At 69.8% G+C, this 20,833-nt stretch carries 24 protein-coding genes and 2 tRNA genes; 20 read left to right on the top strand and 6 right to left on the bottom strand.

All coding sequences use genetic code 11. The features are described from left to right. The first annotated feature begins 6 nt into the window (after positions 1 to 6). On the top strand, positions 7 to 591 hold the full coding sequence (locus BUE16_RS14285; RefSeq protein WP_073310927.1) for a hypothetical protein: 585 nt from the start codon (positions 7 to 9) through the stop codon (positions 589 to 591). Beyond that, positions 588 to 1,424 (top strand): RNA methyltransferase, encoded by an 837-nt coding sequence (locus BUE16_RS14280; RefSeq protein WP_073310925.1) that lies wholly within the window; start codon positions 588 to 590, stop codon positions 1,422 to 1,424. The genes BUE16_RS14285 and BUE16_RS14280 overlap by 4 nt, the downstream gene beginning before the upstream one ends. An 85-nt stretch (positions 1,425 to 1,509) precedes the next feature. Here the strand turns inward: BUE16_RS14280 and BUE16_RS14275 are convergent, their stop codons facing one another. Next, on the bottom strand, positions 1,510 to 1,956 hold the full coding sequence (locus BUE16_RS14275; protein WP_073310923.1) for a MaoC family dehydratase: 447 nt from the start codon (positions 1,954 to 1,956) through the stop codon (positions 1,510 to 1,512). Between the two features lie 380 nt (positions 1,957 to 2,336). On the opposite strand from BUE16_RS14275, the gene BUE16_RS14270 reads away from it, so the two are divergent. From BUE16_RS14270 to rpsB, 16 genes are all read left to right on the top strand, one after another. Then, a complete protein-coding gene (locus BUE16_RS14270; RefSeq protein WP_073310921.1) occupies positions 2,337 to 4,133 on the top strand; it encodes a glutamate--tRNA ligase in 1,797 nt (598 codons plus the stop codon). Positions 4,134 to 4,267: 134 nt separating this feature from the next. After that, complete coding sequence (locus tag BUE16_RS14265; protein WP_073310919.1) at positions 4,268 to 5,737, top strand: CoA-acylating methylmalonate-semialdehyde dehydrogenase; 1,470 nt, start codon at positions 4,268 to 4,270, stop codon at positions 5,735 to 5,737. A gap of 97 nt (positions 5,738 to 5,834) precedes the next feature. Further along, a complete protein-coding gene (locus tag BUE16_RS14260; RefSeq protein ID WP_073310917.1) occupies positions 5,835 to 7,373 on the top strand; it encodes a PAS domain-containing sensor histidine kinase in 1,539 nt (512 codons plus the stop codon). A 231-nt stretch (positions 7,374 to 7,604) separates the two neighbouring features. Continuing rightward, positions 7,605 to 7,688, top strand: a tRNA-Ser gene (locus tag BUE16_RS14255). Between the two features lie 18 nt (positions 7,689 to 7,706). After that, entirely contained in the window at positions 7,707 to 8,246 is a 540-nt protein-coding gene (locus BUE16_RS14250) for a 30S ribosomal protein S13 (RefSeq protein ID WP_073310915.1), read from the top strand. Beyond that, complete coding sequence (locus BUE16_RS14245) at positions 8,243 to 8,767, top strand: 30S ribosomal protein S4 (RefSeq protein ID WP_073310913.1); 525 nt, start codon at positions 8,243 to 8,245, stop codon at positions 8,765 to 8,767. Before BUE16_RS14250 ends, BUE16_RS14245 begins: the two co-directional genes overlap by 4 nt. Next, entirely contained in the window at positions 8,768 to 9,166 is a 399-nt protein-coding gene (locus tag BUE16_RS14240) for a 30S ribosomal protein S11 (protein WP_073310910.1), read from the top strand. A gap of 3 nt (positions 9,167 to 9,169) precedes the next feature. Further along, entirely contained in the window at positions 9,170 to 9,919 is a 750-nt protein-coding gene (locus BUE16_RS14235) for a DNA-directed RNA polymerase subunit D (protein WP_073310908.1), read from the top strand. A 142-nt stretch (positions 9,920 to 10,061) separates the two neighbouring features. Then, positions 10,062 to 10,146: transfer RNA gene (locus BUE16_RS14230), tRNA-Leu, on the top strand. Further along, positions 10,105 to 10,623: a 50S ribosomal protein L18e gene (locus tag BUE16_RS14225; protein WP_343123987.1), complete on the top strand. Its 519-nt coding sequence runs from the start codon at positions 10,105 to 10,107 to the stop codon at positions 10,621 to 10,623. Before BUE16_RS14230 ends, BUE16_RS14225 begins: the two co-directional genes overlap by 42 nt. Continuing rightward, positions 10,620 to 11,087, top strand: coding sequence for a 50S ribosomal protein L13 (locus BUE16_RS14220; protein ID WP_073310904.1), 468 nt, complete (start codon positions 10,620 to 10,622; stop codon positions 11,085 to 11,087). Before BUE16_RS14225 ends, BUE16_RS14220 begins: the two co-directional genes overlap by 4 nt. Then, positions 11,081 to 11,479, top strand: a complete 399-nt coding sequence (locus BUE16_RS14215) for a 30S ribosomal protein S9 (protein ID WP_073310902.1) — start codon at positions 11,081 to 11,083, stop codon at positions 11,477 to 11,479. Before BUE16_RS14220 ends, BUE16_RS14215 begins: the two co-directional genes overlap by 7 nt. Before the next feature lie 12 nt (positions 11,480 to 11,491). Then, positions 11,492 to 11,686 (top strand): DNA-directed RNA polymerase subunit N, encoded by a 195-nt coding sequence (locus tag BUE16_RS14210; RefSeq protein ID WP_073310899.1) that lies wholly within the window; start codon positions 11,492 to 11,494, stop codon positions 11,684 to 11,686. After that, a complete protein-coding gene (locus tag BUE16_RS14205; RefSeq protein ID WP_073310897.1) occupies positions 11,683 to 11,865 on the top strand; it encodes a DNA-directed RNA polymerase subunit K in 183 nt (60 codons plus the stop codon). Before BUE16_RS14210 ends, BUE16_RS14205 begins: the two co-directional genes overlap by 4 nt. Further along, complete coding sequence (gene eno / locus BUE16_RS14200) at positions 11,866 to 13,077, top strand: phosphopyruvate hydratase (RefSeq protein ID WP_073310895.1); 1,212 nt, start codon at positions 11,866 to 11,868, stop codon at positions 13,075 to 13,077. It begins immediately after the preceding gene. Next, positions 13,074 to 13,859 (top strand): 30S ribosomal protein S2, encoded by a 786-nt coding sequence (gene rpsB, locus BUE16_RS14195; protein ID WP_073310893.1) that lies wholly within the window; start codon positions 13,074 to 13,076, stop codon positions 13,857 to 13,859. Before eno ends, rpsB begins: the two co-directional genes overlap by 4 nt. Positions 13,860 to 13,965: 106 nt before the next feature. On the opposite strand, the gene BUE16_RS14190 is transcribed toward rpsB, so the two are convergent. Continuing rightward, complete coding sequence (locus BUE16_RS14190) at positions 13,966 to 14,313, bottom strand: hypothetical protein (RefSeq protein WP_073310891.1); 348 nt, start codon at positions 14,311 to 14,313, stop codon at positions 13,966 to 13,968. 346 nt (positions 14,314 to 14,659) lie between these two features. Here BUE16_RS14190 and mvk point away from each other — a divergent pair, with 346 nt between their 5' ends. Together mvk and BUE16_RS14180 are read left to right on the top strand one after the other, a co-directional pair. Further along, positions 14,660 to 15,676 (top strand): mevalonate kinase, encoded by a 1,017-nt coding sequence (gene mvk, locus BUE16_RS14185; RefSeq protein WP_073310889.1) that lies wholly within the window; start codon positions 14,660 to 14,662, stop codon positions 15,674 to 15,676. Beyond that, on the top strand, positions 15,677 to 16,411 hold the full coding sequence (locus tag BUE16_RS14180; protein ID WP_073310887.1) for an isopentenyl phosphate kinase: 735 nt from the start codon (positions 15,677 to 15,679) through the stop codon (positions 16,409 to 16,411). It begins immediately after the preceding gene. A gap of 338 nt (positions 16,412 to 16,749) precedes the next feature. Here the strand turns inward: BUE16_RS14180 and BUE16_RS14175 are convergent, their stop codons facing one another. From BUE16_RS14175 to BUE16_RS14160, 4 genes are all read right to left on the bottom strand, one after another. Next, the gene (locus BUE16_RS14175) at positions 16,750 to 17,706 is read right to left on the bottom strand and encodes a DMT family transporter (RefSeq protein ID WP_073310885.1); all 957 of its coding nucleotides are present in this window, start codon (positions 17,704 to 17,706) and stop codon (positions 16,750 to 16,752) included. A 16-nt stretch (positions 17,707 to 17,722) separates the two neighbouring features. Then, complete coding sequence (locus BUE16_RS14170; RefSeq protein ID WP_073310883.1) at positions 17,723 to 18,619, bottom strand: MBL fold metallo-hydrolase; 897 nt, start codon at positions 18,617 to 18,619, stop codon at positions 17,723 to 17,725. 81 nt (positions 18,620 to 18,700) lie between these two features. Further along, positions 18,701 to 19,876, bottom strand: a complete 1,176-nt coding sequence (locus BUE16_RS14165; protein ID WP_073310881.1) for an ABC transporter ATP-binding protein — start codon at positions 19,874 to 19,876, stop codon at positions 18,701 to 18,703. A 2-nt stretch (positions 19,877 to 19,878) separates the two neighbouring features. Beyond that, positions 19,879 to 20,634, bottom strand: coding sequence for a carbohydrate ABC transporter permease (locus BUE16_RS14160; protein ID WP_200778452.1), 756 nt, complete (start codon positions 20,632 to 20,634; stop codon positions 19,879 to 19,881). Between the last annotated feature and the right edge of the window lie 199 nt (positions 20,635 to 20,833).

Here is a 20,833-nt window from a genome sequence, read left to right as displayed (position 1 = left end):
GGCCAAATGGGTAAGGTGAGCATCGGCCTGCGCGGCTGGCGCTTCGACGAGGACGAGCTATTCACCGACGCCGGCGGGTGGAAGCCGCTGGAGGAGATCCCGAGGGAGCCCCGCCATCGGCTCGTGCGGCTTCAGGTCGTGATGAACAAGCCCTGCGACGCCTGCTACCTGATCCACGGCGAGGAGAACAAACGGCAGTGTCGCCCCGCGAGCATCGTCTACGGCGAACCGCTCGACGAGGTGCTGCTGTGTGACGAGCACGAGGCGGACTTCCTGTTCTGGTTCCGCGAGCGCGGCGGCGCCTCGATCGCCGGCGAGGAGACGTTCCGCGACGCCTTCCACGAGTGGTTCGACGACGGCGACCGAGCGCCCGACGGCTACGGCGGGATGGAGCACGTCGAGGAGGCGCCCGAGGAGCTGCCGGACCTGCGCGACCCCGAGGACCTGTATGAGGGCGAGGACCTCCTCGCGGACGAACGGCCGGACTTCGACGACGAGGCTGACGCCGACGCGGGAGACGCCGAGGGCGACGACGCGGGCGACGGGCTCTCCGTGGACGACCTGGATCTCGACCGGGAGTACCCGACATGACCGGCGGGGACCCCGCCGACCGCGATGGCGACGGGACCGTCGACGGCACCGCCGACGCCGACCACGACGACCGCGAGTTCGTCGTCGTCGTGGTCGAACCGGAGACGCCCGGCAACGTCGGCACCATCGCGCGGGCGATGAAGAACTTCGGTCTCACGGATCTGAAGCTGGTCGATCCACCGGAGATCGACCGCGACAGCGAGGCGTACGGCTTTGCGGGTCACGCCCGCGAGGACGTGCTCCCGAACGCCGACACGGTGACTCTCGACGAGGTCGTCGAGCGCTACCACACCGTCGGCACCACCGCCATCACCGGCGAGGACGCGCGCCGGCACGTCCGGTTCCCGTTCAAGACCCCCGCCGAACTGCGGGAGTCGCTGTCGACCGTCGACACGGACACAGCGCTCGTGTTCGGCCGCGAGGGCACCGGTCTGAACAACGAGGAGTTGGCGCAGTTGGACGAACTCGTCTCCATCCCCGCGAACCCAGACTACCCGGTGATGAACCTCGGACAGGCGGCGACGGTGACGCTGTACGAGCTTCGATCGCTGGTTCTCGACGAGTACCAGCTCCCCGACGTCGAGCACGAGCGGGCCGCCGAGTCCGAGATCGAGCGCTTCTACGACCAGTTCGGCGCGTTCCTCAGTGAGGCGGAGTCGCGCGATCACAAGCGCGAGCGCAGCGAGCGACTGATCCGCCGGCTCGTCGGGCGCGCGCATCCGACGAGCAAGGAGGTGACGACGCTGACGGGCGTGTTCCGACGGGCGACCGGACTCATGGAGCACGCCGACCACAGCGATCGCGCGCGCGACGACGAATCGCGGGCGCGCTGAGGACGCCCAATCGCGGGCGCGCTGAGGACGCCGCCGCCGGCGGGTCGTCCGGACACATCGGGTCTCTTCCGGGGGTAGTCGCGGCTTACTCGTCATCCCGACGGAGGTACATCACGTTCCCGATCATCGAGAAGACGGTCTCGTCGTCCCCGTTGAACGTCCGCGTTCGCGCCCGGATCAGGCCGCGGTCGGGCCGCTCCGCTTCCTTCTCCAGCACCTCGTTTTCGATCCGGAGGGTGTCTCTCGGCCGCACCGGCACCAGCCAGCGGAGTTCGTCGACGCCCTTCGCGCCGACGGTCGCGGCGTCGGCGAGGGTGCACTCCACGAGCAGGCGCATCGTCATCGCGGCGGTGTGCCACCCGGAGGCGATGACGCCGCCGTAGGGCGACTCCTCGGCCGCCCGATCGGGGTCAGTGTGGAACCACTGCGGGTCGTACCGCTCGGCGAACGACAGCACCTCCTCGCGGGTCACCTCGTAGTCACCGTGCGTCTCGACATCGCCGACCCCGACATCCTCGTAGTAGACTGGCATGGCCGGGAGTCCACTCGCGATCACATGAAACCCGGTGTGGGCGGCCGCGGTACGCTTAGACTACCGGTCACTCGCGCGTCGGCGCCGGCGTAAAACGACGTGAACGGTCGACGCCCATATATCGGCGAGTCCCCTGCCTCCGAACGCCCCTACCCGCGTGTGCCACTCGCACACCGCTGGTCGCGTCGGCGGGAACGGACCAGGGGGTGGCCCCGCCGGCGCGACCCGTTTCTGATCGCCACGGAGCCGGCGGCACGGCGATCGCGACCCACACCGATCGGGTCCGTGGCGCCGTTCGGGAGCGTGTCGCCAGGGAGGTCCGCACTCGATCCGGATTCGATCCGGACCGGTTTTGGGCGCGCGGGGAGAACGCCGGCGTAATGGACGACGATCTCAGGGAGCGGGTGCGAGCCGAGGCTGAGACGCACGCGCTCTACAACGCCCTGAAGCACGGTTCGGACCCCGAGGTGGGCGCCATCATGGGCCCGCTGATGGGGGAGAACCCCGACTTCCGACCGCACGGCGACGAGGTGCCCGGCGTCGTCGCGCCGGTGGTCGCGGAGGTCTCGGGGATGAGCGACGACGAGCGCCGGGAGCGCCTGCTCGAACTCGCCCCCGAGCTGGTCGAGGAGTTGGAAGCCGAAGCGGAGGAGGACGACCAGGTCCTCCCCGACCTCCCGAACGCCGACGAGTACGACCAGATCCGCATGCGCCTCGCGCCGAACCCGAACGGTCCGTGGCACCTCGGCTCCGCGCGCATGCCCGCGGTCATCGGCACGTACAAGAAGATCTACGACGGCTGGATGTGCTGCCGGTTCGACGACACCGACCCCGAGACGAAGCGGCCGGACCTGGACGCGTACGACGAGATCATCGACGCGATCGGCTACCTCGGCTTCGAGCCAGATGAGGTGCTGAAGGCGAGCGATCGCGTCGAGACGTACTACGACCACGCTCGCGAACTCATCGAGCAGGGCGGCGCCTACACCTGCTCGTGCCCGGCCGAGCACTTCCGAGGGCTGAAGGCCGACGCCGAGCCCTGTGACCACCGCGACAAGGACGTCGAGACCGTTCGCGAGGAGTTCGAGGCGATGGTCGACGGCGAGTACTCCGACGGGGAGATGGTCCTCCGCGTGAAGACCGACATCGAGCACAAGAACCCCGCGCTGCGCGACTTCGTCGCCTTCCGCATGGTCGACACGCCCCACCCGCGCGAGGAGGCGGCCGACTACCGCGCCTGGCCGATGCTCGATTTCCAGTCGGGGATCGACGACCACCTCACGGGCGTCACGCACATCATCCGCGGCATCGACTTGCAGGACTCTGCGAAGCGCCAGCGCTTCGTCTACGACTACTTCGGTTGGGAATACCCGGAGGTCGTCCACTGGGGGCACGTCCAGATCGACGCCTACGACGTGGCGATGTCCACCTCGACGATCAAAGCGAAGGTCGACTCGGGCGAGCTGACCGGCTGGGACGACCCGCGCGCGCCGACGCTCGCGTCGGTGAAGCGCCGCGGCATCCGCGGCCATGCCATCGTCGACGCGATGGTCGACCTGGGCGTCTCCACCAGCAACGTCGACCTGGCGATGTCGAGCATCTACGCGAACAACCGCGACCTCGTCGATGACGACACCGATCGGCGGTTCCTCGTGCGCGACGGCGTCGCCTCCGACGCGACCGACCGCGAGCGCCTGCCCGCGGGCGCCGCCGAGGCGTTCGACCTCGCCAGCGACGTGCCCGACGCGGGCCACCCGCCGCTGCACCCCAACCACGAGGACCGCGGCGACCGCGACGTGCCCGCGAGCGAGGCCGTCCTGCTGGAGTCGGAGGACGTGCCCGCCGACGGCGAGCGCATCTGGCTCAAGGGGCTCGGCTGCCTCCGTCGCGAGGGCGACGGACTGGCGTGGGTCGGCACCGACATCGATCTGGTTCGCGAAGAGGGCGTCCCGGTGGTCCACTGGGTCGGCGCCGGTGACGACGAGCACGTCCGCGTGCGACTCCGCACGATGGACGGCGACGTGGTCGGCTACGCGGAGCCCGGCTACGCCGACTACGACGCCGACGACCTGGTGCAGTTCGAACGCGTCGGCTTCGCCCGGTTCGACGCGGCGCCAGGGACCGACGCGGCGGAGGCCGACCCCGGCGAGTATCTCGCCTTCTACGCTCACCCGTAGGTCGCTATACCCCGTCGCTTCCCCTCCCTTCCCTCCTGCCGTCGCGTCTTCCGGGCGCGCCGCTCGCCATCTGGTTCCCCGCCCGTCCTACCGGCAACGGTAGCTCTTTGCCACGACGTGCGTGACCGATAGACATGGTAGATCTTATCGGGGACGGCGAAACCGCGCACAACTACGTCGCCGGCGGGTGGCACGAGGCGACCGGCGGGGAGTCGCTCGACGTGGAGAACCCCGCGACCGGCGAGCGTGTCGGTTCGGTCGCGTTCTCCTCGGCCGACGACGAGGAAGAGGCGGTCGCGCTGGCGAACGAGGCGTTCGAGGAGTGGTCGACGACCGCCGTCGAGGAGCGCATCCAGCCCCTGTTCCGACTGAAGGCGCTGCTTGAGGAGCACCAGGAGTCGCTCGCGGAGGTGCTCGTCACCGAGCACGGCAAGACCAAGGCGGAGGCGATGGGCGAGATCCGCCGCGGGATCGAGAACGTCGAGGTTGCGTGCGGCATCCCGACGATGATGCAGGCGGGCCACCTCCCGCACGCGGCGCCGAACATCGACGAAACGGCCGTGCGCCAGCCGCTTGGCACCGTGGTGGCGGTGACACCGTTCAACTTCCCCGCGATGATCCCACTGTGGTTCCTCCCGTACGCGGTGGCGACGGGCAACACGTTCGTGCTCAAGCCGAGCGAGCGCGACCCGTTCACCGCGAACAGGATCGCGAGCCTCGTCGACGAGGCGGGCTTCCCCGACGGCGTCGTCAACGTCGTCCACGGCGGCCCGGCCACGGTGAACCGGCTCATCACCCACGACGGGATCGAGGCGGTGTCGTTCGTCGGGTCGACCCCGATCGCCGAGCACGTGTATGAGACGGCCGCCGGCGCCGGCAAGCGCGTCCAGGCGCAGGGCGGCGCGAAGAACCACGTCGTCGTGAGCGCGAACGCGGACCTGCAGTTCGCGGCCGAGCAGACCTGCTCGTCGGCGTTCGCCAACGCCGGACAGCGCTGTCTCGCGAACCCCGTCGCCGTCGTCGAGGACGAGGTGTACGACGAGTTCGCCGAACGGCTCGTTGCGGAGGCGGAGTCGATGGAGATCGGTCCCGGGCTGGAGGAGGAGACGGACATGGGGCCGCTCGTGTCCGGTCCACACCGCGACTCGGTGCTGGAGTACGTCGAGACCGGCGTCGAGGAGGGGGCCGAACTCCTCCTCGACGGGCGCGAGCAGGAGGTGCCCGAGGCGGGCTATCACCTCGGGGCGACCGTCTTCGGCGACGTGGACCCCGACGCGACGATCGCCCGCGAGGAGATCTTCGGGCCGGTGCTGGCGCTGATCCGGGCGGAGGACTTCGACGACGCCCTCTCGCTGGTGAACCGCTCGCGGTACGGCAACGCGGCGTCGCTGTTCACGAGCAACGGCGGCGAGGCACGGCGGTTCCGGCTGGAGGTCGACGCCGGCAACGTCGGCGTCAACGTCGGCACCGCCGCAGCGATGGCGTTCTTCCACTTCGGCGGCGACAAGGACTCGTTCTTCGGCGACCTGCACGCCCAGGGCGACGACGCCGTCCGCTTCTACACCGACGAGACGGTCTACATCGAGCGTTGGCCCGACAACTGAGGACCGGCCGGGGAGGCGACCGACGGCCCGATCGCCCCTTGACGCCGTCGGGAACGGTGCCGAACGGTTTACGGTCCTGCCAGTTCCTGATACGCCAATGAACGAGGACGGGGACCAGTCCCCGCGGAGGGCAGCGTCGTCGGGGAGCGACGTGGGCGCCATACTCGACACCGACCTCCTCGACCGGATGACAGACGGGTTCCACGCGTACGACGACGAGTGGAACACGACCTATCTCAACGAGCGGGCCCGGCGGATCGTCTCCGAGGCGGCGGGCGAGGAACTGTCGACCGAGGAGATCGTCGGACGGAACATCTGGGAGGTGGTTCCGGAGGCGGTCGGGACGGAGATCTACGAGCGGTACCACGAGGCGATCGAGTCACAGGATCCGCTGGAGTTCGAGACCTTCTACGAGCCGCTGGAGCTGTGGCTCGAGGTCCGCGCGTTCCCCTCGGAGTCTGGGCTCTCGGTGCTGTACCGGGACGTAACGGACGAGAAACGGCGGGTACGGGAGCTGCAAAGCCGCGAGGAGACGCTGCACGCGATCACCGAGGCGATCGTCGACGCCGACCGATCCTTCGAGGAACGGGTGTCGCGGCTCCTGGAGGTCGGCGCGGAGATGCTGGGCACCGAGTACGGGACGCTGTCACGGATTCGGGACGACCGGTACGTGTTCGAGGTCGTGTACGCGCCCGAAGACAGCATCGCCGCCGGCGACGAGGTCGACCTGTCGACGACCAACTGCGAGCGGGTCGTCATCACCGAGGAGTCGCTCGTGCTCAACGACGTGAGCGAACATCCGGACCTGGCCGACCGCGCCGGAAACGCGGACTGGGGGATCTCCTGTTATCTCGGGACGCCGGTCCGGGTGAACGGCTCGACGTACGGGACGTTCTGCTTCTACGACCGCGAACCCCGCACGCAGCCGTTCGCTGAGTGGCAGGTAGCCCTCGTCGAGCTGATGGCCGAGTGGGTGTCCTCGGCGCTGGAGCGACAGGTGGTCGAAGAGGACCTGCACCGCCAGAACGACCGGCTGGAGGAGTTCGCGGCGATCGTGAGCCACGACCTCCGCAACCCGCTCGCGATCGCACAGGGCCAGGCGAAACTCGCCGCCGAGTCGGTCGACGACGAACACCTCGAGAAGGCAATACAGGCACACGAGCGGATGGAACGGATAATCTCCGACGTGTTGACGATGGCGCGAACCGGGAGCGTCGTCGAGGAGACCGAGTCGGTCGACCTCTCGGTGGTGGCACCGGAGGCGTGGTCGACGGTCGCCACCGCCGACGCGACGCTCGACGCCTCGCAGGCGCCGTCGGTGATGGCTGACCGGAGCCGGCTGGTGCAGCTGCTGGAGAACCTCTTTCGTAACGCGGTCGAGCACGGCGGCGACGACGTGCGCGTCGTCGTCGAAGCGATCCCAGGCGGCTTCGCCGTCGCCGACGACGGGCCGGGGATCCCGGAGGCGGACCACGAGGAGGTGTTCGAGTACGGATACACGACCCGGGACGAGGGGACCGGGTTCGGGCTGAGCATCGTCCGGGAGATCGCGCAGGCCCACGGCTGGACCGCGTCGGCGACCGCCTCGGAGACGGGCGGGGCCCGGTTCGAGTTCGTCGAGGAGGACCACACCTGAGGCGGGACGCGGTTGGGGCGTCGTCGCAGGCTGGCCGCTTGACCGTACCCTCGAACCCTCGGAACGACTGTGGCTGCCGTTCACACGGTCGTCACGCCCTCGCACGACGACCGTGGGTTTCGTGATGTTTAAGTACGGCCTCCGAGTTACACCGAACGCAGACACTGTAGGGGCAGCAGGTCCCGAGTCCGGAGCCGCGGCGGCTCGCGAGGCGACAATACAGCACACGGTGTTGCGGTAGCCAAGCCTGGCCCAAGGCGCTGGGTTGCTAACTCAGTGGCGCAAGCCTCCGGGGTTCGAATCCCCGCCGCAACGCTGACCACACACCAAGACATGAGTGCAGAAGAACCAGAGAACGCGCCCGACGCGGAGGAGGACGACGAGGACCTCCAGTACTTCGTCCGCATCGGCCAGACGGACCTGGACGGGACGAAGACCGTCGAGCGCAGTCTCAGCGACATGAAGGGCATCGGCCAGCGCACGGCGCGCCTGGTGGCCGAGGAGGCCGACGTGGACCGGACAGCCACGTTCGGCCGCCTCGATCAGGACGACATCGACAGCGTCGTCGACGTCGTACAGAACTTCTCTGAGCACGTCCCCGAGTGGATGGTCAACCGGCAGAAGGACTTCTTCACCGGCGAGACCGACCACATCGTGGGCGGAGACCTCAACGAGAAGCGCCGCCACGACATCAACCGGATGAAGATGATCAACTCCTACAAGGGCGTCCGCCACAAGCGCGGGCAGAAGGTCCGCGGACAGCGGACCAAGTCCACGGGCCGGACCGAGGGCACCATCGGGGTCAACGTCGAGGAGATCCGCGAGGAACAGGCCGAGGAAGAAGCGGCCGCCGCGGAGGATGACGACGAATGAGTACCGGAACCTCCACCAAGCGCTACGAGACGCCGAACCACCCGTATCAGGGCGAGCGCATCGACGAGGAGTCGGATCTGCTCTCCCGCTACGGCCTGAAGAACAAGGAGGAACTGTGGCGCGCGCAGTCGGAACTGCGCCGCTACCGCCGTGAGGCGCGACGCCTCATCGGCGAGGCGCAGGGCGATGTCGAGGCGGCCAACGAGGCCGGCGCCGACTTCGTCTCGCGACTCCAGCGCCTCGGCATCCTCGACGACAGCGACGCCATCACGGACGTCCTGTCGCTCGACGTGACCGACGTGCTCGAACGCCGGCTCCAGACGGTCGCGTACCGCAACGGCGTCGGTAACTCGACGAAGCAGGCGCGGCAGTTCATCCTTCACGGCCACGTGGTCGTCGGGGACGCCCGCGTCACCCGCCCGTCGTACAAGGTCGAGACGGTCGAGGAGAACCTCGTCGACTTCGACGAGATCTCCCCGCTCGCGGACGAACTCCACCCCGAACGCGCGGAGGGTCAGTAAATGAGTGAATCCGAGAACGCAGACGAGAGCCGCTGGGCGATCGCGAACGTGTTCGCGTCGTTCAACAACACGCTCATCACGGTCACCGACATCACGGGGGCGGAGACGCTGATCAAGTCCTCGGGCGGCGCCGTGGTGAAGCAGAACCGAGACGAGGCGTCGCCGTACGCGGCCATGCAGATGGCCGAGGGTGTCGCCGAGCAGCTCAAGGCGCAGGGTATCGAGGGCGTCCACGTCCGCATCCGCGGTCCCGGTGGCAACGCCCAGAAGTCCCCCGGACCGGGCGCGCAGCCGACGATCCGCGCGCTCGCCCGCGCCGGGATCGAGATCGGTCGCATCGAGGACGTGACCCCGATCCCGCACGACGGCACTCGAGCGCCCAAAAAGAACCGCCTGTAATCCATGGCGGATGACTTCGACGTCGAGGTAGTCACCCGAGACGACCGATCCGCGCGGCTGCTCGTTCGTGGGCTCACCCCCGCGGTCGCGAACGGCCTGCGCCGGACGATGCTCTCGGAAGTGCCGACGTTCTCGATCGACACCGTCCGGTTCGTCGAGAACTCGTCGGTGATGTTCGACGAGATGGTCGGGCTCCGCCTGGGGCTCGTCCCCCTGACGACGCCCCTCGACGACTACGAGGTCGGCGAGAGCGCCACCCTCGCGCTCGACGTTGAGGGGCCGGCGACGGCGTACTCGGGCGACATCGAGACGTCCGACGACCTCGTCCAGCCCGCCGACGAGAACGTCCCCATCATCGAACTGAAGGAGGGACAACGCCTGGAGTTCGAGGCCGACGCGGTGCTCGACACCGGGAAGGAACACGCGAAACATCAGGGCGGCGTGGCCGTCGGCTACCGCCACCTGCAGCGCGTTACCGTCGTCGGCGACGCCGACGAGTTCGACGAGGAGGAGCCGAACATCCTCCGGGGCGTCATCGAGACCGAGGACGGCGAGCTCGTCCACACCGAGGAGTTCGACGCCGACCTCACCAACCGACATCCCGGCAAGGAGCTGGAGATCGAGGACGTGCCCAGCGCGTTCGTCTTCCACATCGAGTCCGACGGCTCGCTGAGCGTCGACGAGCTCACACTCCGCGCGGTCCAGTCGCTTCGCGACCGCGCGGACGAACTGGCAGAGAAAGTCGCAGTTTAACCACAAATGCATCCGTCCCACTTCCCCGGAACGTCCGCCCTTGCGGTAGGTTCGACCGGCCAGCGGACCCGCCGTCACCGTCTCGCACGGAGGGGGCCGACCGAAGGGGTTATCCGGTGGGACGGCAAACGACGGGACGCGAGCAGGGGTAGCCCAGTCTGGCCAACGGCGCAGCGTTCAGGGCGCTGTCCTGTAGAGGTTCGCAGGTTCAAATCCTGCCCCCTGCACTCCCGTTCTCCCACATCGACTCGGTCGCGACCGAACACCGGTGGCGATCACGCGACGACGCGTGGTCGGCGCGGTCGGTCGGCGACCGATCCAACAACTCCCACTCAGGAGGTAACCGTATGAGTAGTAGCAAGACTAATCCGAGACTTCAGAACCTCATCGCCGAACTGAAGTCGGTCGCGCGCTCGTCCGATGCCACCGTCTGGCAGGACATCGCCGACCGGCTCGAAAAGCCGCGGCGCACGCACGCGGAGGTCAACCTCGGCCGCATCGAGCGGTACGCAAACGAGGACGAGACCGTCGTCGTGCCGGGCAAGGTGCTCGGCTCGGGCGTGCTCCGCAAGGACGTCACCGTCGCCGCCGTCGACTTCTCCGGCACCGCCGAGACGAAGATCGACCAGGCCGGCGAGGCCGTCCGGCTAGAGGAAGCGCTGTCGAACAACCCCGAAGGGACCAACGTGCGGGTGATCCGATGAGTCTCGCAGAGTTCGAGGCCGACGTGGTCGTCGACGGGCGAGACGCCATCATGGGTCGCGTCGCGTCGAAGGTCGCACAGAAGGCGCTCGACGGCGAGCGCGTCGCGATCGTCAACGCCGAGCGAGCCGTCATCACGGGTAACACCGAGGCGACGCTCGAGAAGTACCGCACGCGCGCGAACCTCGGCTCCGACTCGGGGCCGTACTACCCGAAGCGGCCGGACCGCATCTTCAAGCGGTCGGTTCGCGGCATGCTGCCGTACAAGACCACCAAGGGTCGCGAGGCGTTCGAGAACGTCCGCGTGTACGTCGGCAACCCGTTCGACTCCGAGACGACCTCGCCCGACGAGGACGCGCCGGAGCCGGAGGTGCTCGACGGCACCTCCCTCGATCGCCTGTCGAATATCAAGTTCACCACCCTCGGCGCGATCGCCGAGGACCTGGGGGCTAACGTCACATGGTAACGAACACGTCCGGTAAGAAGAAGACCGCCGTCGCCCGCGCCACCGTCACGGACGGCGAGGGGCGAGTGCGCATCGACTCCCAGCCCGTCGAGCTGGTCGAACCAGAGATGGCCCGGCTGAAGATGCTGGAGCCGTTCCGCGTCGCCGGCGAGGAGCTTCGCTCGGAGGTCGACATCGACGTGACGGTCAACGGCGGCGGCTTCGCCGGGCAGGCGGACGCGGTCCGCACGGCCATCGCGCGCGGCCTGGTGCAGCACCGCAACGACGCGGAGCTCCGTGACGCGTTCATGGAGTTCGACCGTTCCCTGCTGGTGAACGACTCCCGGCAGAGCGAACCGAAGAAGTGGGGCGGGCCCGGCGCGCGCGCCCGCTACCAGAAGTCGTACCGCTGAGGTGACCTGACCATGATGATCCCTGTCCGGTGTTTCACGTGCGGTAACGTCATCGGTGAACACTGGGAGGAGTTCAAAGCCCGCGCCCGCGAGGGCGAAGAGGACCCGGCCGAGGTGCTCGACGAGCTCGGCGTGGACCGCCACTGCTGCCGGCGGATGATGGTGAGTCACACCGACCTGGTCGACGTCGTCTCCCCCTACCAATGAGCGGGAACCTCGAGTACAACCGGTACGAGAAGGCACGCATCCTCGGCGCACGAGCGCTGCAGCTGGCGTACGGTGCGCCGGCGCTGATCGAAAGCGAACAGTCCGAGCCGATCCTCATCGCGGCCGAGGAGTACGACGCCGGGGTGCTTCCGTTCACTGTCCGTCGGGAGGGGAAGTAGATGACCCTGATCGACTCAGTGTCGCTGCGTCGCGTGCTCGACTCGCGGGGCAACCCGACCGTCGAGGCGGACGTGCTCACCCAGTCGGGTGGCTTCGGTCGCGCGGCGGCGCCCTCCGGGGCGTCGACGGGCGAGTACGAGGCGATCGAGCTGCCGCCGACGGAGGCGATCGCGAAGGCCCGCGAGCACGCGGTGCCGCGGCTCGTAGGTACCGTTCACGCGGGCAACCAGCGCGATGTCGACGCCGCGTTACACGCGGCCGACGGGACGGACGACTTCTCGGAGATCGGCGCCAACAGCGCGGTCGCCATCTCGATGGCGGCGTCGAAGGCCGGCGCCGATGTGCTGGGTGCGCCGCTGTTCCAGCACCTCGGGGGCACGTTCCGCGACGCCGACCGGTCGTTCCCGATCCCGCTGGGGAACGTTGTCGGTGGCGGCGAGCACGCCGCCGACGCGACCCACATCCAGGAGTTCCTCTCGGCGCCCGTGGGCGCGCCGTCGGTCGTGGAGGCGGTCTTCGCGAACGCAGACGTGCACGCCACGGTCGCGGAGATCCTCGCCGATCGCGGCATCGCCGCCGCGAAGGGAGACGAGGGCGCGTGGGCGCCCGCGGTCTCCGACGCCGAGGCGTTCGAGATCGTCGACGAGGCGACCGAGCGCGTCGAGGACGCGCTCGGCTTCGAGATCACATTCGGCCTCGACGTGGCCGCCTCGGAGCTGTACGACGCCGACGCCGGCGTCTACCGCTATGGCGACGCCGAGCGGACCTCGGCCGAGCAGGTCGAGTACATGGCCGAGTTGGTCGACGAGTACGACCTCGCGTACGTCGAGGACCCGCTCGACGAGGACGACTACGACGGGTTCGCCGATCTCACTGACAGGGTCGGCGACCGCACGCTGATCTGCGGCGACGACCTGTTCGTCACCAACGTCGAGCGCCTCTCGCGGGGGATCGACGAGGGCGCGGCCAACAGCATCCTGATCAAGCCGAACCAGATCGGGACGCTGTCGGACGCGTTCGACGCCGTGGAGCTGGCTCAGCGCAACGGGCTTGACGCGGTCGTCTCCCACCGCTCTGGCGAGACCGAGGACACGACCATCGCACACCTCGCCGTCGCGACCGGCGCCTCGTTCATCAAGACGGGGACGGTCGGCGGCGAGCGCACCGCAAAGCTGAACGAACTCATCCGCATCGCGGAGGAGGCAGTATGAGCGAAAGCGAGAACGACGCAGACACCGAAGAGGCGGCCGACGCCGAGGAGGAGGTCGAGGAGACCCAGCCCGCGGCCGAGGAGTCGCCCGACGAGACAGAGGAACAGCCCGAGGAGACCGAGGCGGCCGAGGAGGCTGCCGAGGAGGACGAAGACGCGGACGCGGGTCCGCGCTTCAACGAGGACGTCATGCCCGACGACGAGGCGGACCTCCTCATCCCCGTCGAGGACTACCTCTCCGCTGGCGTCCACATCGGGACCCAGCAGAAGACGAAGGACATGGAGCGGTTCATCCACCGCGTCCGCGACGACGGCCTGTACGTGCTCGACGTGAGCAAGACGGACGGCCGCATCCGGACGGCCGCGTCGTTCCTGGCGAACTACGACCCCGAGCAGGTGCTCGTCACCTCCTCGCGCCAGTACGGTCGCTTCCCGGCCGAGAAGTTCGCCGACGCGATCGGCGCACGCGCCCGCACCGGGCGCTTCATCCCCGGGACGCTGACGAACCCCGAGTACGCCGGCTACATCGAGCCGGATGTCGTGGTCGTCACCGACCCGATCGGCGACGCGCAGGCGGTCAAGGAGGCCATCACGGTCGGCATCCCCGTCATCGCCATGTGCGACTCGAACAACCAGGTCTCCAACGTCGACCTGGTGATCCCCACCAACAACAAGGGTCGCCGCGCCCTCTCGGTCGTCTACTGGCTGCTCGCCAACGAGACGCTCGACAACCGCGGTGCCGAGCCCGGCTACGCCCTCGAAGACTTCGAGGCCGAGCTGTAAGCCGGCGGCTGGATTTCACGTTCACTCCTTTGTCCCCACCGTCGACAGCGGCTGCGCCGTTGCTCGTCGAGTTGCACAACGGGGCGCTGACTCGCGAGTCCTCGAGTTACCCAGATAACATCCGTTCGGCCTCCTCCACGGACGCGGCGCGGCGGTCAGCGCCGCCGACGGCGTCGTCGTCGCCGACGCGGATGACGGTGGTCGCGCCGGCCATCCGGAGGAACGTCTCCCACTCCCCGAGCGCGGCGAGGGCGCTCCCTGCCGCGTCGAACTCGCGAACGTCGACGAGCACGCCGAACTCTTCGTCACACCCCTCGGCGAGGTGGCGCGCGCACGCCATCGCCGCGAGCACGTCCCGCGTCTCGAACTCCCCCACCAGTTCGACGCGCAGCAGCCTGCCGTCCCGACTGCGGTCCACGTGCGGGGAGGGATCCTGCGGAGTCGTCGAACTCATGCGAACACGTGCGGCTCCGAGGGCGATAACTCCACTGCATGAAGTATCGAAACCGATACTCAGAGAGCGGGCACCGCAGACGAGGCGCTCACGGAGCAACGTCGACACCGCGGAACCGACCCGACCGGAACACGGTCGCGATAGCGTGCGTCCCTCTTTCCCCTGGGTCGCCAGTCCGCGGCTACGAGCGTGGAGCGACGGGACGCCACGGAAGACGCGGCTCCCCGCACCACGCTTCGACACGGGGCGGCACCTCATATAATCGTACCGCACGGCGTATCAATCCCGAGACGACGAGCCACCGGGAGTCGAAACGGCTGTTAGGCGCGGGGTGTTGGTCGCGGGTATGACCACCAGCAGCGCGCCGGGGAAGGTGTACCTCTTCGGCGAGCACGCGGTCGTCTACGGCGAGCCGGCGGTGCCGTGCGCGGTCGAGCGCCGGGCGCGAGTGACCGTCGAGCCGCGCGATGACGGCCGGATCCGCGTCGATGCCGCCGATCTCTCGTTGGACGGCTTCACCGTGACCTGGGGCGGCAGCATCGACGACCGACCGGACATCGACGTGCCGGCGCCGCTGGTCGAAGCGGCGATGAAGTACATCGAGGCGGCGGTTCGCCAGGCGCGCGACGCCGCGGATGCGCCCGACGCTGGCTTCGACATTACCGTCGAGTCGGCGATCCCACTGGGGGCGGGGCTCGGCTCATCTGCCGCCGTCGTCGTCGCCGGCATCGACGCGGCGACGCGCGCGCTCGGCACGGAACTGGACCCCGAGGTCGTCGCGCGCCGCGCGTACGAGGCGGAGTACGAGGTTCAGGACGGCCAGGCCTCCCGCGCGGACACGTTCTGCTCGGCCATGGGCGGCGCGGTCCGCGTGGAGGGCGACGACACGCGGACGATCGACGCGCCGCCGCTGCCGTTCGTCGTCGGCTACGACGGCGGCGCCGGCGACACCGGCGAGCTGGTCGCGGGGGTGCGCGCGCTCCGCGAGGAACACGCGTTCGCCGCCGACACCGTCGAGACGATCGGCGATCTCACCCGCGAGGGCGAGCGGCTCCTGGCCGAGGCCGACCCCGCGAGAGAGCCGAGCGAGGACCTGCTGTCGGAGCTGGGAGCGCTGATGGACTTCAACCACGGGCTGCTCGAAGCACTGGGCGTTTCCGCCCGGTCGCTGGACGCGATGGTGTGGGCCGCGCGCGATGCGGGCGCACGCGGCGCGAAGCTCACCGGCGCCGGCGGCGGCGGTTGCACCGTCGCGCTCGACCCCACCGACGAGACCGAACTCGCGCTCGGTTACACCGCCGAGTGCGAACAGTCGTTCCGCGCGGAGTTAGCGACCGAAGGCGTCCGCGTGGAGGAGGCGTAGATGGTCACGATCCTGAAGCTCGGCGGCTCGGTCATCACCGAGAAGGACCGCCCGGAGACGCTCGACGGGGAGGCACTGGCGGCGCTCGCCGATGCGATCGCGGCCGCCGACGTGGACGAACTGGTCGTCGTCCACGGGGGCGGCTCGTTCGGCCATCACCACGCCGCCGAGCGCGGCGTGAGCGCGAGCGACGGTATTCGCGACGTGGAGGGAATCATGGCCGTCCACGGGGCGATGAAGACGCTGAACCAGTTCGTCCTCTCGCGGCTCCACGCCGCGGACGTGCCCGCGGTGCCCGTCCATCCGTTCTCGGCGGCCGCCCGCGACGGCGACGGCGACCTCTCGCTGATGACCGACCAGGTCGCGACGATGCTCGACGAGGGCTTCGTCCCCCTCTTGCACGGCGACGGCGTCGTCCACGCCGGCGAGGGCGTGACCGTCCTCTCGGGCGACGAGCTCGTCACCGAACTGGCGACGGCGCTCGATGCCGACCGCGTCGGCCTGTGTTCGACGGTGCCGGGCGTCCTCGACGCCGACGACGAGGTGATCCCGCGCATCGACGCGTTCGGCGAGGTGGCAGACGTGCTGGGGGTCAGTGACTCCACCGACGTGACCGGCGGGATGGCCGCGAAGGTGCGGGAACTGCTCGATCTGGGCTCGCCCGCGTGCGTGTTCGGCCCGGACGACGTGAAGTCGTTCCTCGCGGGCGAGGAGGCGGGGACGCGGATCGGGTGACTGCGGCGGTCGCCGTCGAACCGAGCGTCGTCCGACTCACGAGCCGGCCGCGTCCCCACCGCCGTCGCCGGTACCGGTCGGACCCTCGTCGCCCCCGCCTTCGGGCCCGTCCGCCAGCGGGAACGGCATGGTGACCGCGTTCCCGCCGTCGTCGGTGGGTCGAACGCGACGGTGCCGCCGGCGTGTTTCGCCGCCCACTGGACGACCCACAGCCCGAGCCCGGTCGAGTGGGTGAGGTGATCGACCGACCGCCGGCCGGTGAGCACCGCCACCTCGAACGTCGGGACCGCCTCGGCGGTCGGCGCTCCCTCGCTGGAGCGGCGCCGTCGACGTGGCGCTCACCCGAGCCGCCGGCGCAGCGCCGCCCGGATCGGCACCCGCTGGACGAGGAGGAACGCCGAGAGGATGCAGGCGAACCCCACGACGGTGTCCTCGGCGAGCGTCTCGCCGAGCACGAGAAACCCGAACAGCGCGGCGAACGGCGGGATGGCGTACTCCAGCAGCCCCGCGCGGATCGGGCCGATCCGGTCGAGCAGGCGGAAGTACAGCAGGAAGCCGGCGGCGCCGGGGACGACCGCGAGGTACGCGAGCCACGCGAGCCCGGTCGCCGACGGGTCGAGCGCGAGCGCCGACTGGCCGACGGCTCCGGCGGCGACGTGGAGCAACAGCGCGCCGACGGCGGCCATCCACGCCTGTAGCGCCAGCGGCCCCAGCGTCGCATCGTCCTCGCGGGTCGTCACCGCGCCCGCGACCCACGCGACCGCGGAGGCGAACACGAACAGCGCGCCGAGGTTCGCGGCCGGCAGGGCCGGTCCGCCGACCGCCCCCGTCGCACGCGCCGTCCCGTCGCCGGCGCGCGCGAGCTGGCTCACGTCCGGATCGGCGATCAGGATCAGTCCCGCGAAGCCCACGAGCAGGCCGACGGCGCCGACGGTGTCGATCCGCTCGTCCGGCCGCACGACGCGCGCGGCGACCGGCGTGAGCACCGGGATCAGTCCAAGCAGCGTCGCCGCGACGGCGCTCGGAACGTACTGCTGGCCGGTGAACAGCAGCGCGTGGTGCAGGCCGATGCTGAACGTCCCGCCCGCGAGGATCGGCGCGAAGTCGCCCCACCCCGCAGGTCGGAGCCGCGCGCCCGAGGCGACCGCGACGGCGACGAGGACGGCGGCCGCGATGTCGAACCGCAGCGCCGCCAGCAGCACCGGCGGGAACTCCGCGAGCGCCGCCTTCGTCGCGACGAACGCCGTCCCCCACAGCGCCGCGAGCGTCAGAAAACCGAGCGCGTCGCGGTTCACCGGGCGCCTCCGCCGCTCACGGCTCGAACCGAAGGCCGTCCCGGGCGAACCGCACGTCGCCCTCGAAGTGACGGCCGATCGAGTCGAGCATCTCCTCGTGGCGCCCCTCGGTGTGCGGGTACAGGTGGGTGAGGTAGACGCGATCGATGTCGCGACCCGCGAGCGCCTCGCCCAACTGGGTCGGCGTCGGGTGGTTGTCCACGTCGACCTCGTCGGGGAACGAGCAGTCGTGCGCGAGCACGCGCGCACCCTCGGCGAAGTTCGCGAGCCCCGCGAACGCCTCGGAGTCGCCCGAGAAGACGAAGTCGCCGCCGGCGTCTGCCCCGCGGTCGGACTCGTCGTCCGCCGGGTCGCCGTCTGCCCGGTCGCCGTCTGCCCGGTCGCCGCCAGCCCGGCCGCCGTCTGCCCGGTCGCCGTCCGCCGTGTCGCGGTCGGCGTCGCTGTCGTCGACTCGATCCGCGAACCGGTACGCGAGACACTGCGTCGAGTGGCGCGTCTCGAACGCCTCGATCTCGAGGCCGGCCAGCGAGAACTCTGCGCCGGGGTGGACCTCGCGGACGCTCACGTCGACGCGGCCGTCGAGGTACTCGTAGGCGCCGACCGACAGCAGGTCGTCGACGAGCGCTTTCGTCCCCGGCGGGCCGACGACGTGGAGTCGCTCCTCGCCGGCGAGCCAGCGGGCCTTGAGCAGCGAGAGGAGGTCCGAGACGTGGTCGAGGTGGTGGTGTGTGAGGAGAACCGTCGAGACGGCCTCGTAGCCGGGGTCGGTCTGCGAAAGGCGGTGGAGGATCCCGGCGCCGCAGTCGACCAGTAGCGGGCGGCGGTCGCCCGGCGCCGCCTCGACGAGCAGGCCGGTCTGGACGCGGTCGGCGACGGGCATCGCCGAGCCGGTCCCGAGGAACGTGACGCGCATGGCCGGGGGTCGGCGCGGCCGGCGGGAAGGGGTTGCGGTTCGCTCCGGACGGGACGGCCGGAGCAACCCAGGGGCCGCCCCTCAGTCTCGTCCGCTCCCGTCGGCGGTGAGCTCCGTCCCGTCCGACGGGGGCGACTCCGAACGGCCGTTCGGGTCGGCGTCGATGGCGTGGAGGACCGCTTCCCCCGTCCCCGCCTCGAACAGGTGGAGCCGCGAGCGGTCGGCGCGCAACGTGACCGTCTCGCCGGGGGTCACGTTCGCCGTCGGGGCGGCCTTCGCGGTCCACTCGGCGTCGCCGACGTCGCCACGCACCAGCAGCGTGTCTCCGAGGGGCTCGGTCACGGCGACCGCCATCGCGATCGACCCGTCCGGGTCAGGGACGAGGTCCTCCGGCCGGACGCCGAGGAGATAGCCGTCGGTGCCGCCGGGCAGGCCGTCCCCGGCGGACGGGAAGGAGACCTCGCCGCCGGCCCACGACGCGGTCGGCCCATAGTCCCCCGGCCCGTCGTCCAGGCGGACTGGCGCCGTGTTCATCGCCGGGTCGCCGATGAACTCCGCGACGAATCGGTTCGCCGGGCGGTCGTACACCTCCTGGGGCGGCGCGCACTGCTGGAGTTCGCCCCCGTCCAGCACCGCGACCCGGTCGCCGAGCGTCATCGCCTCCGTCTGGTCGTGGGTGACGTACACGGTGGTGGTCCCGACCTCGTCGTGGAGCTCGGCCAGCTCCGCGCGCGTCCGGATGCGGAGCTTCGCGTCGAGGTTCGACAGCGGCTCGTCGAGCAGCAACACCTCCGGGTCGCGCACGAGCGCGCGCCCGATCGCGACTCGCTGTTGCTCCCCGCCGGACAGCTCGTCGGGCGTTCGGTCCATGAGTTCGCCGATGTCGAGGAGCGCGGCCGCCTCCTCGGCGCGCTCCCGGACCTCCGCGTCGGTGACCGACTCGCTGGCCGCCGTCGACGCACCGAAGGTCATGTTCTCCCGGGCGGTCATGTGCGGGTACAGCGCGTACGACTGAAACACCATCGCCACGCCGCGGTCGCTCGGGTCCTCTCGGGTCACGTCCCGGTCGCCGATCCGGATCCGCCCCCCGGTCACCGTCTCGAGCCCGGCGATGAGCCGGAGGGTAGTCGATTTCCCGCAGCCGGAGGGGCCGACGACCGTGAGGAACTCGCCGTCCTCGACGGTCAGGTCGACTCCGTCGACCGCGGTCACGTCGCCGAAGCGCTTGCGTACGTTCGAGAGTTCGATGTCTGCCATTGTCACTTGACTCCGAGGGTGTCGAGCAGCGGGCGGCGGAAGGCGACGAGCACCGCGAGCGGCGGCAACAGCGTCAGCATCGCGCCCGCCATGATCAGCCCCCAGTCGGTCTGGCCCGCGGTGCCGACCGCCTGGAGGTACTTCATGCCGACCTGTACGACCTGCTTCGACTGGTCGCTGATGACGATCAGCGGCCAGAGGTACTGGTTCCACGCGTAGATGAACTCGATGACGGCAAGCCCCGTGAGCATCCCCCTCGACATCGGGATCAACACCCTGACGAGGAACGTCAGGGGGCCAACCCCGTCGAGCCTGGCCGTCTCCACCACGCTCGTCGGGATCGACTGGAAGTGCTGTCTGAGCAGGAACACCGCGGTCGCGCTCGCGAGGTACGGCCCGGTGAGCGCGAGGACCGTGTTCGACCAGCCCAGATCGACCATCAGCTCGAACAGCGGGACGATCCGGACCGGGACCGGGAACATCAGCGTGAACAACACGAGAAAGAACACCGCGTTCTTGTAGGGGAACTCGTAGTAGACCAGCGCCATCGCCGCCAGCAGCGAGAGCGCGAGCTTCCCGACCACGACGATCACCGACATGACGAAAGAGTTGAGCATGTACCGCCACAGGCCGTAGTCGGTGAGCACCTCGGCGTACTTGCTCACGCCCGCGTCGCCGATCCAGAGGTACGACACGTCGTACACCTGCGGGACCGTCTGCGTGCTCATCACCGCCGCGAGCACCAGCGGCGAGGCCATCAGCGCGATGACCGCGAGGAGGCTCAGATGCGTCAGGATCGTCGAGGCGTCGACCGCGCCGACGGCCAGCCGGTCGCCGAGTCCGTTGGGGCCCCGGCCGACGGCGGTCGCGTCTCCCGTCGCCGCGCCGGTCACGGCGCCGGAGCCGGTCGCGTCCGTGGAACCGGCCGCGTTCGCGACGGTGTCGCCCGAGCGGCGC

Source organism: Halobaculum gomorrense, from assembly GCF_900129775.1.
GTDB lineage: Archaea > Halobacteriota > Halobacteria > Halobacteriales > Haloferacaceae > Halobaculum > Halobaculum gomorrense.
The sequence above is the reverse complement of the archived record's forward strand: the minus strand, read 5'-3'. Positions and strand labels throughout refer to the sequence as shown.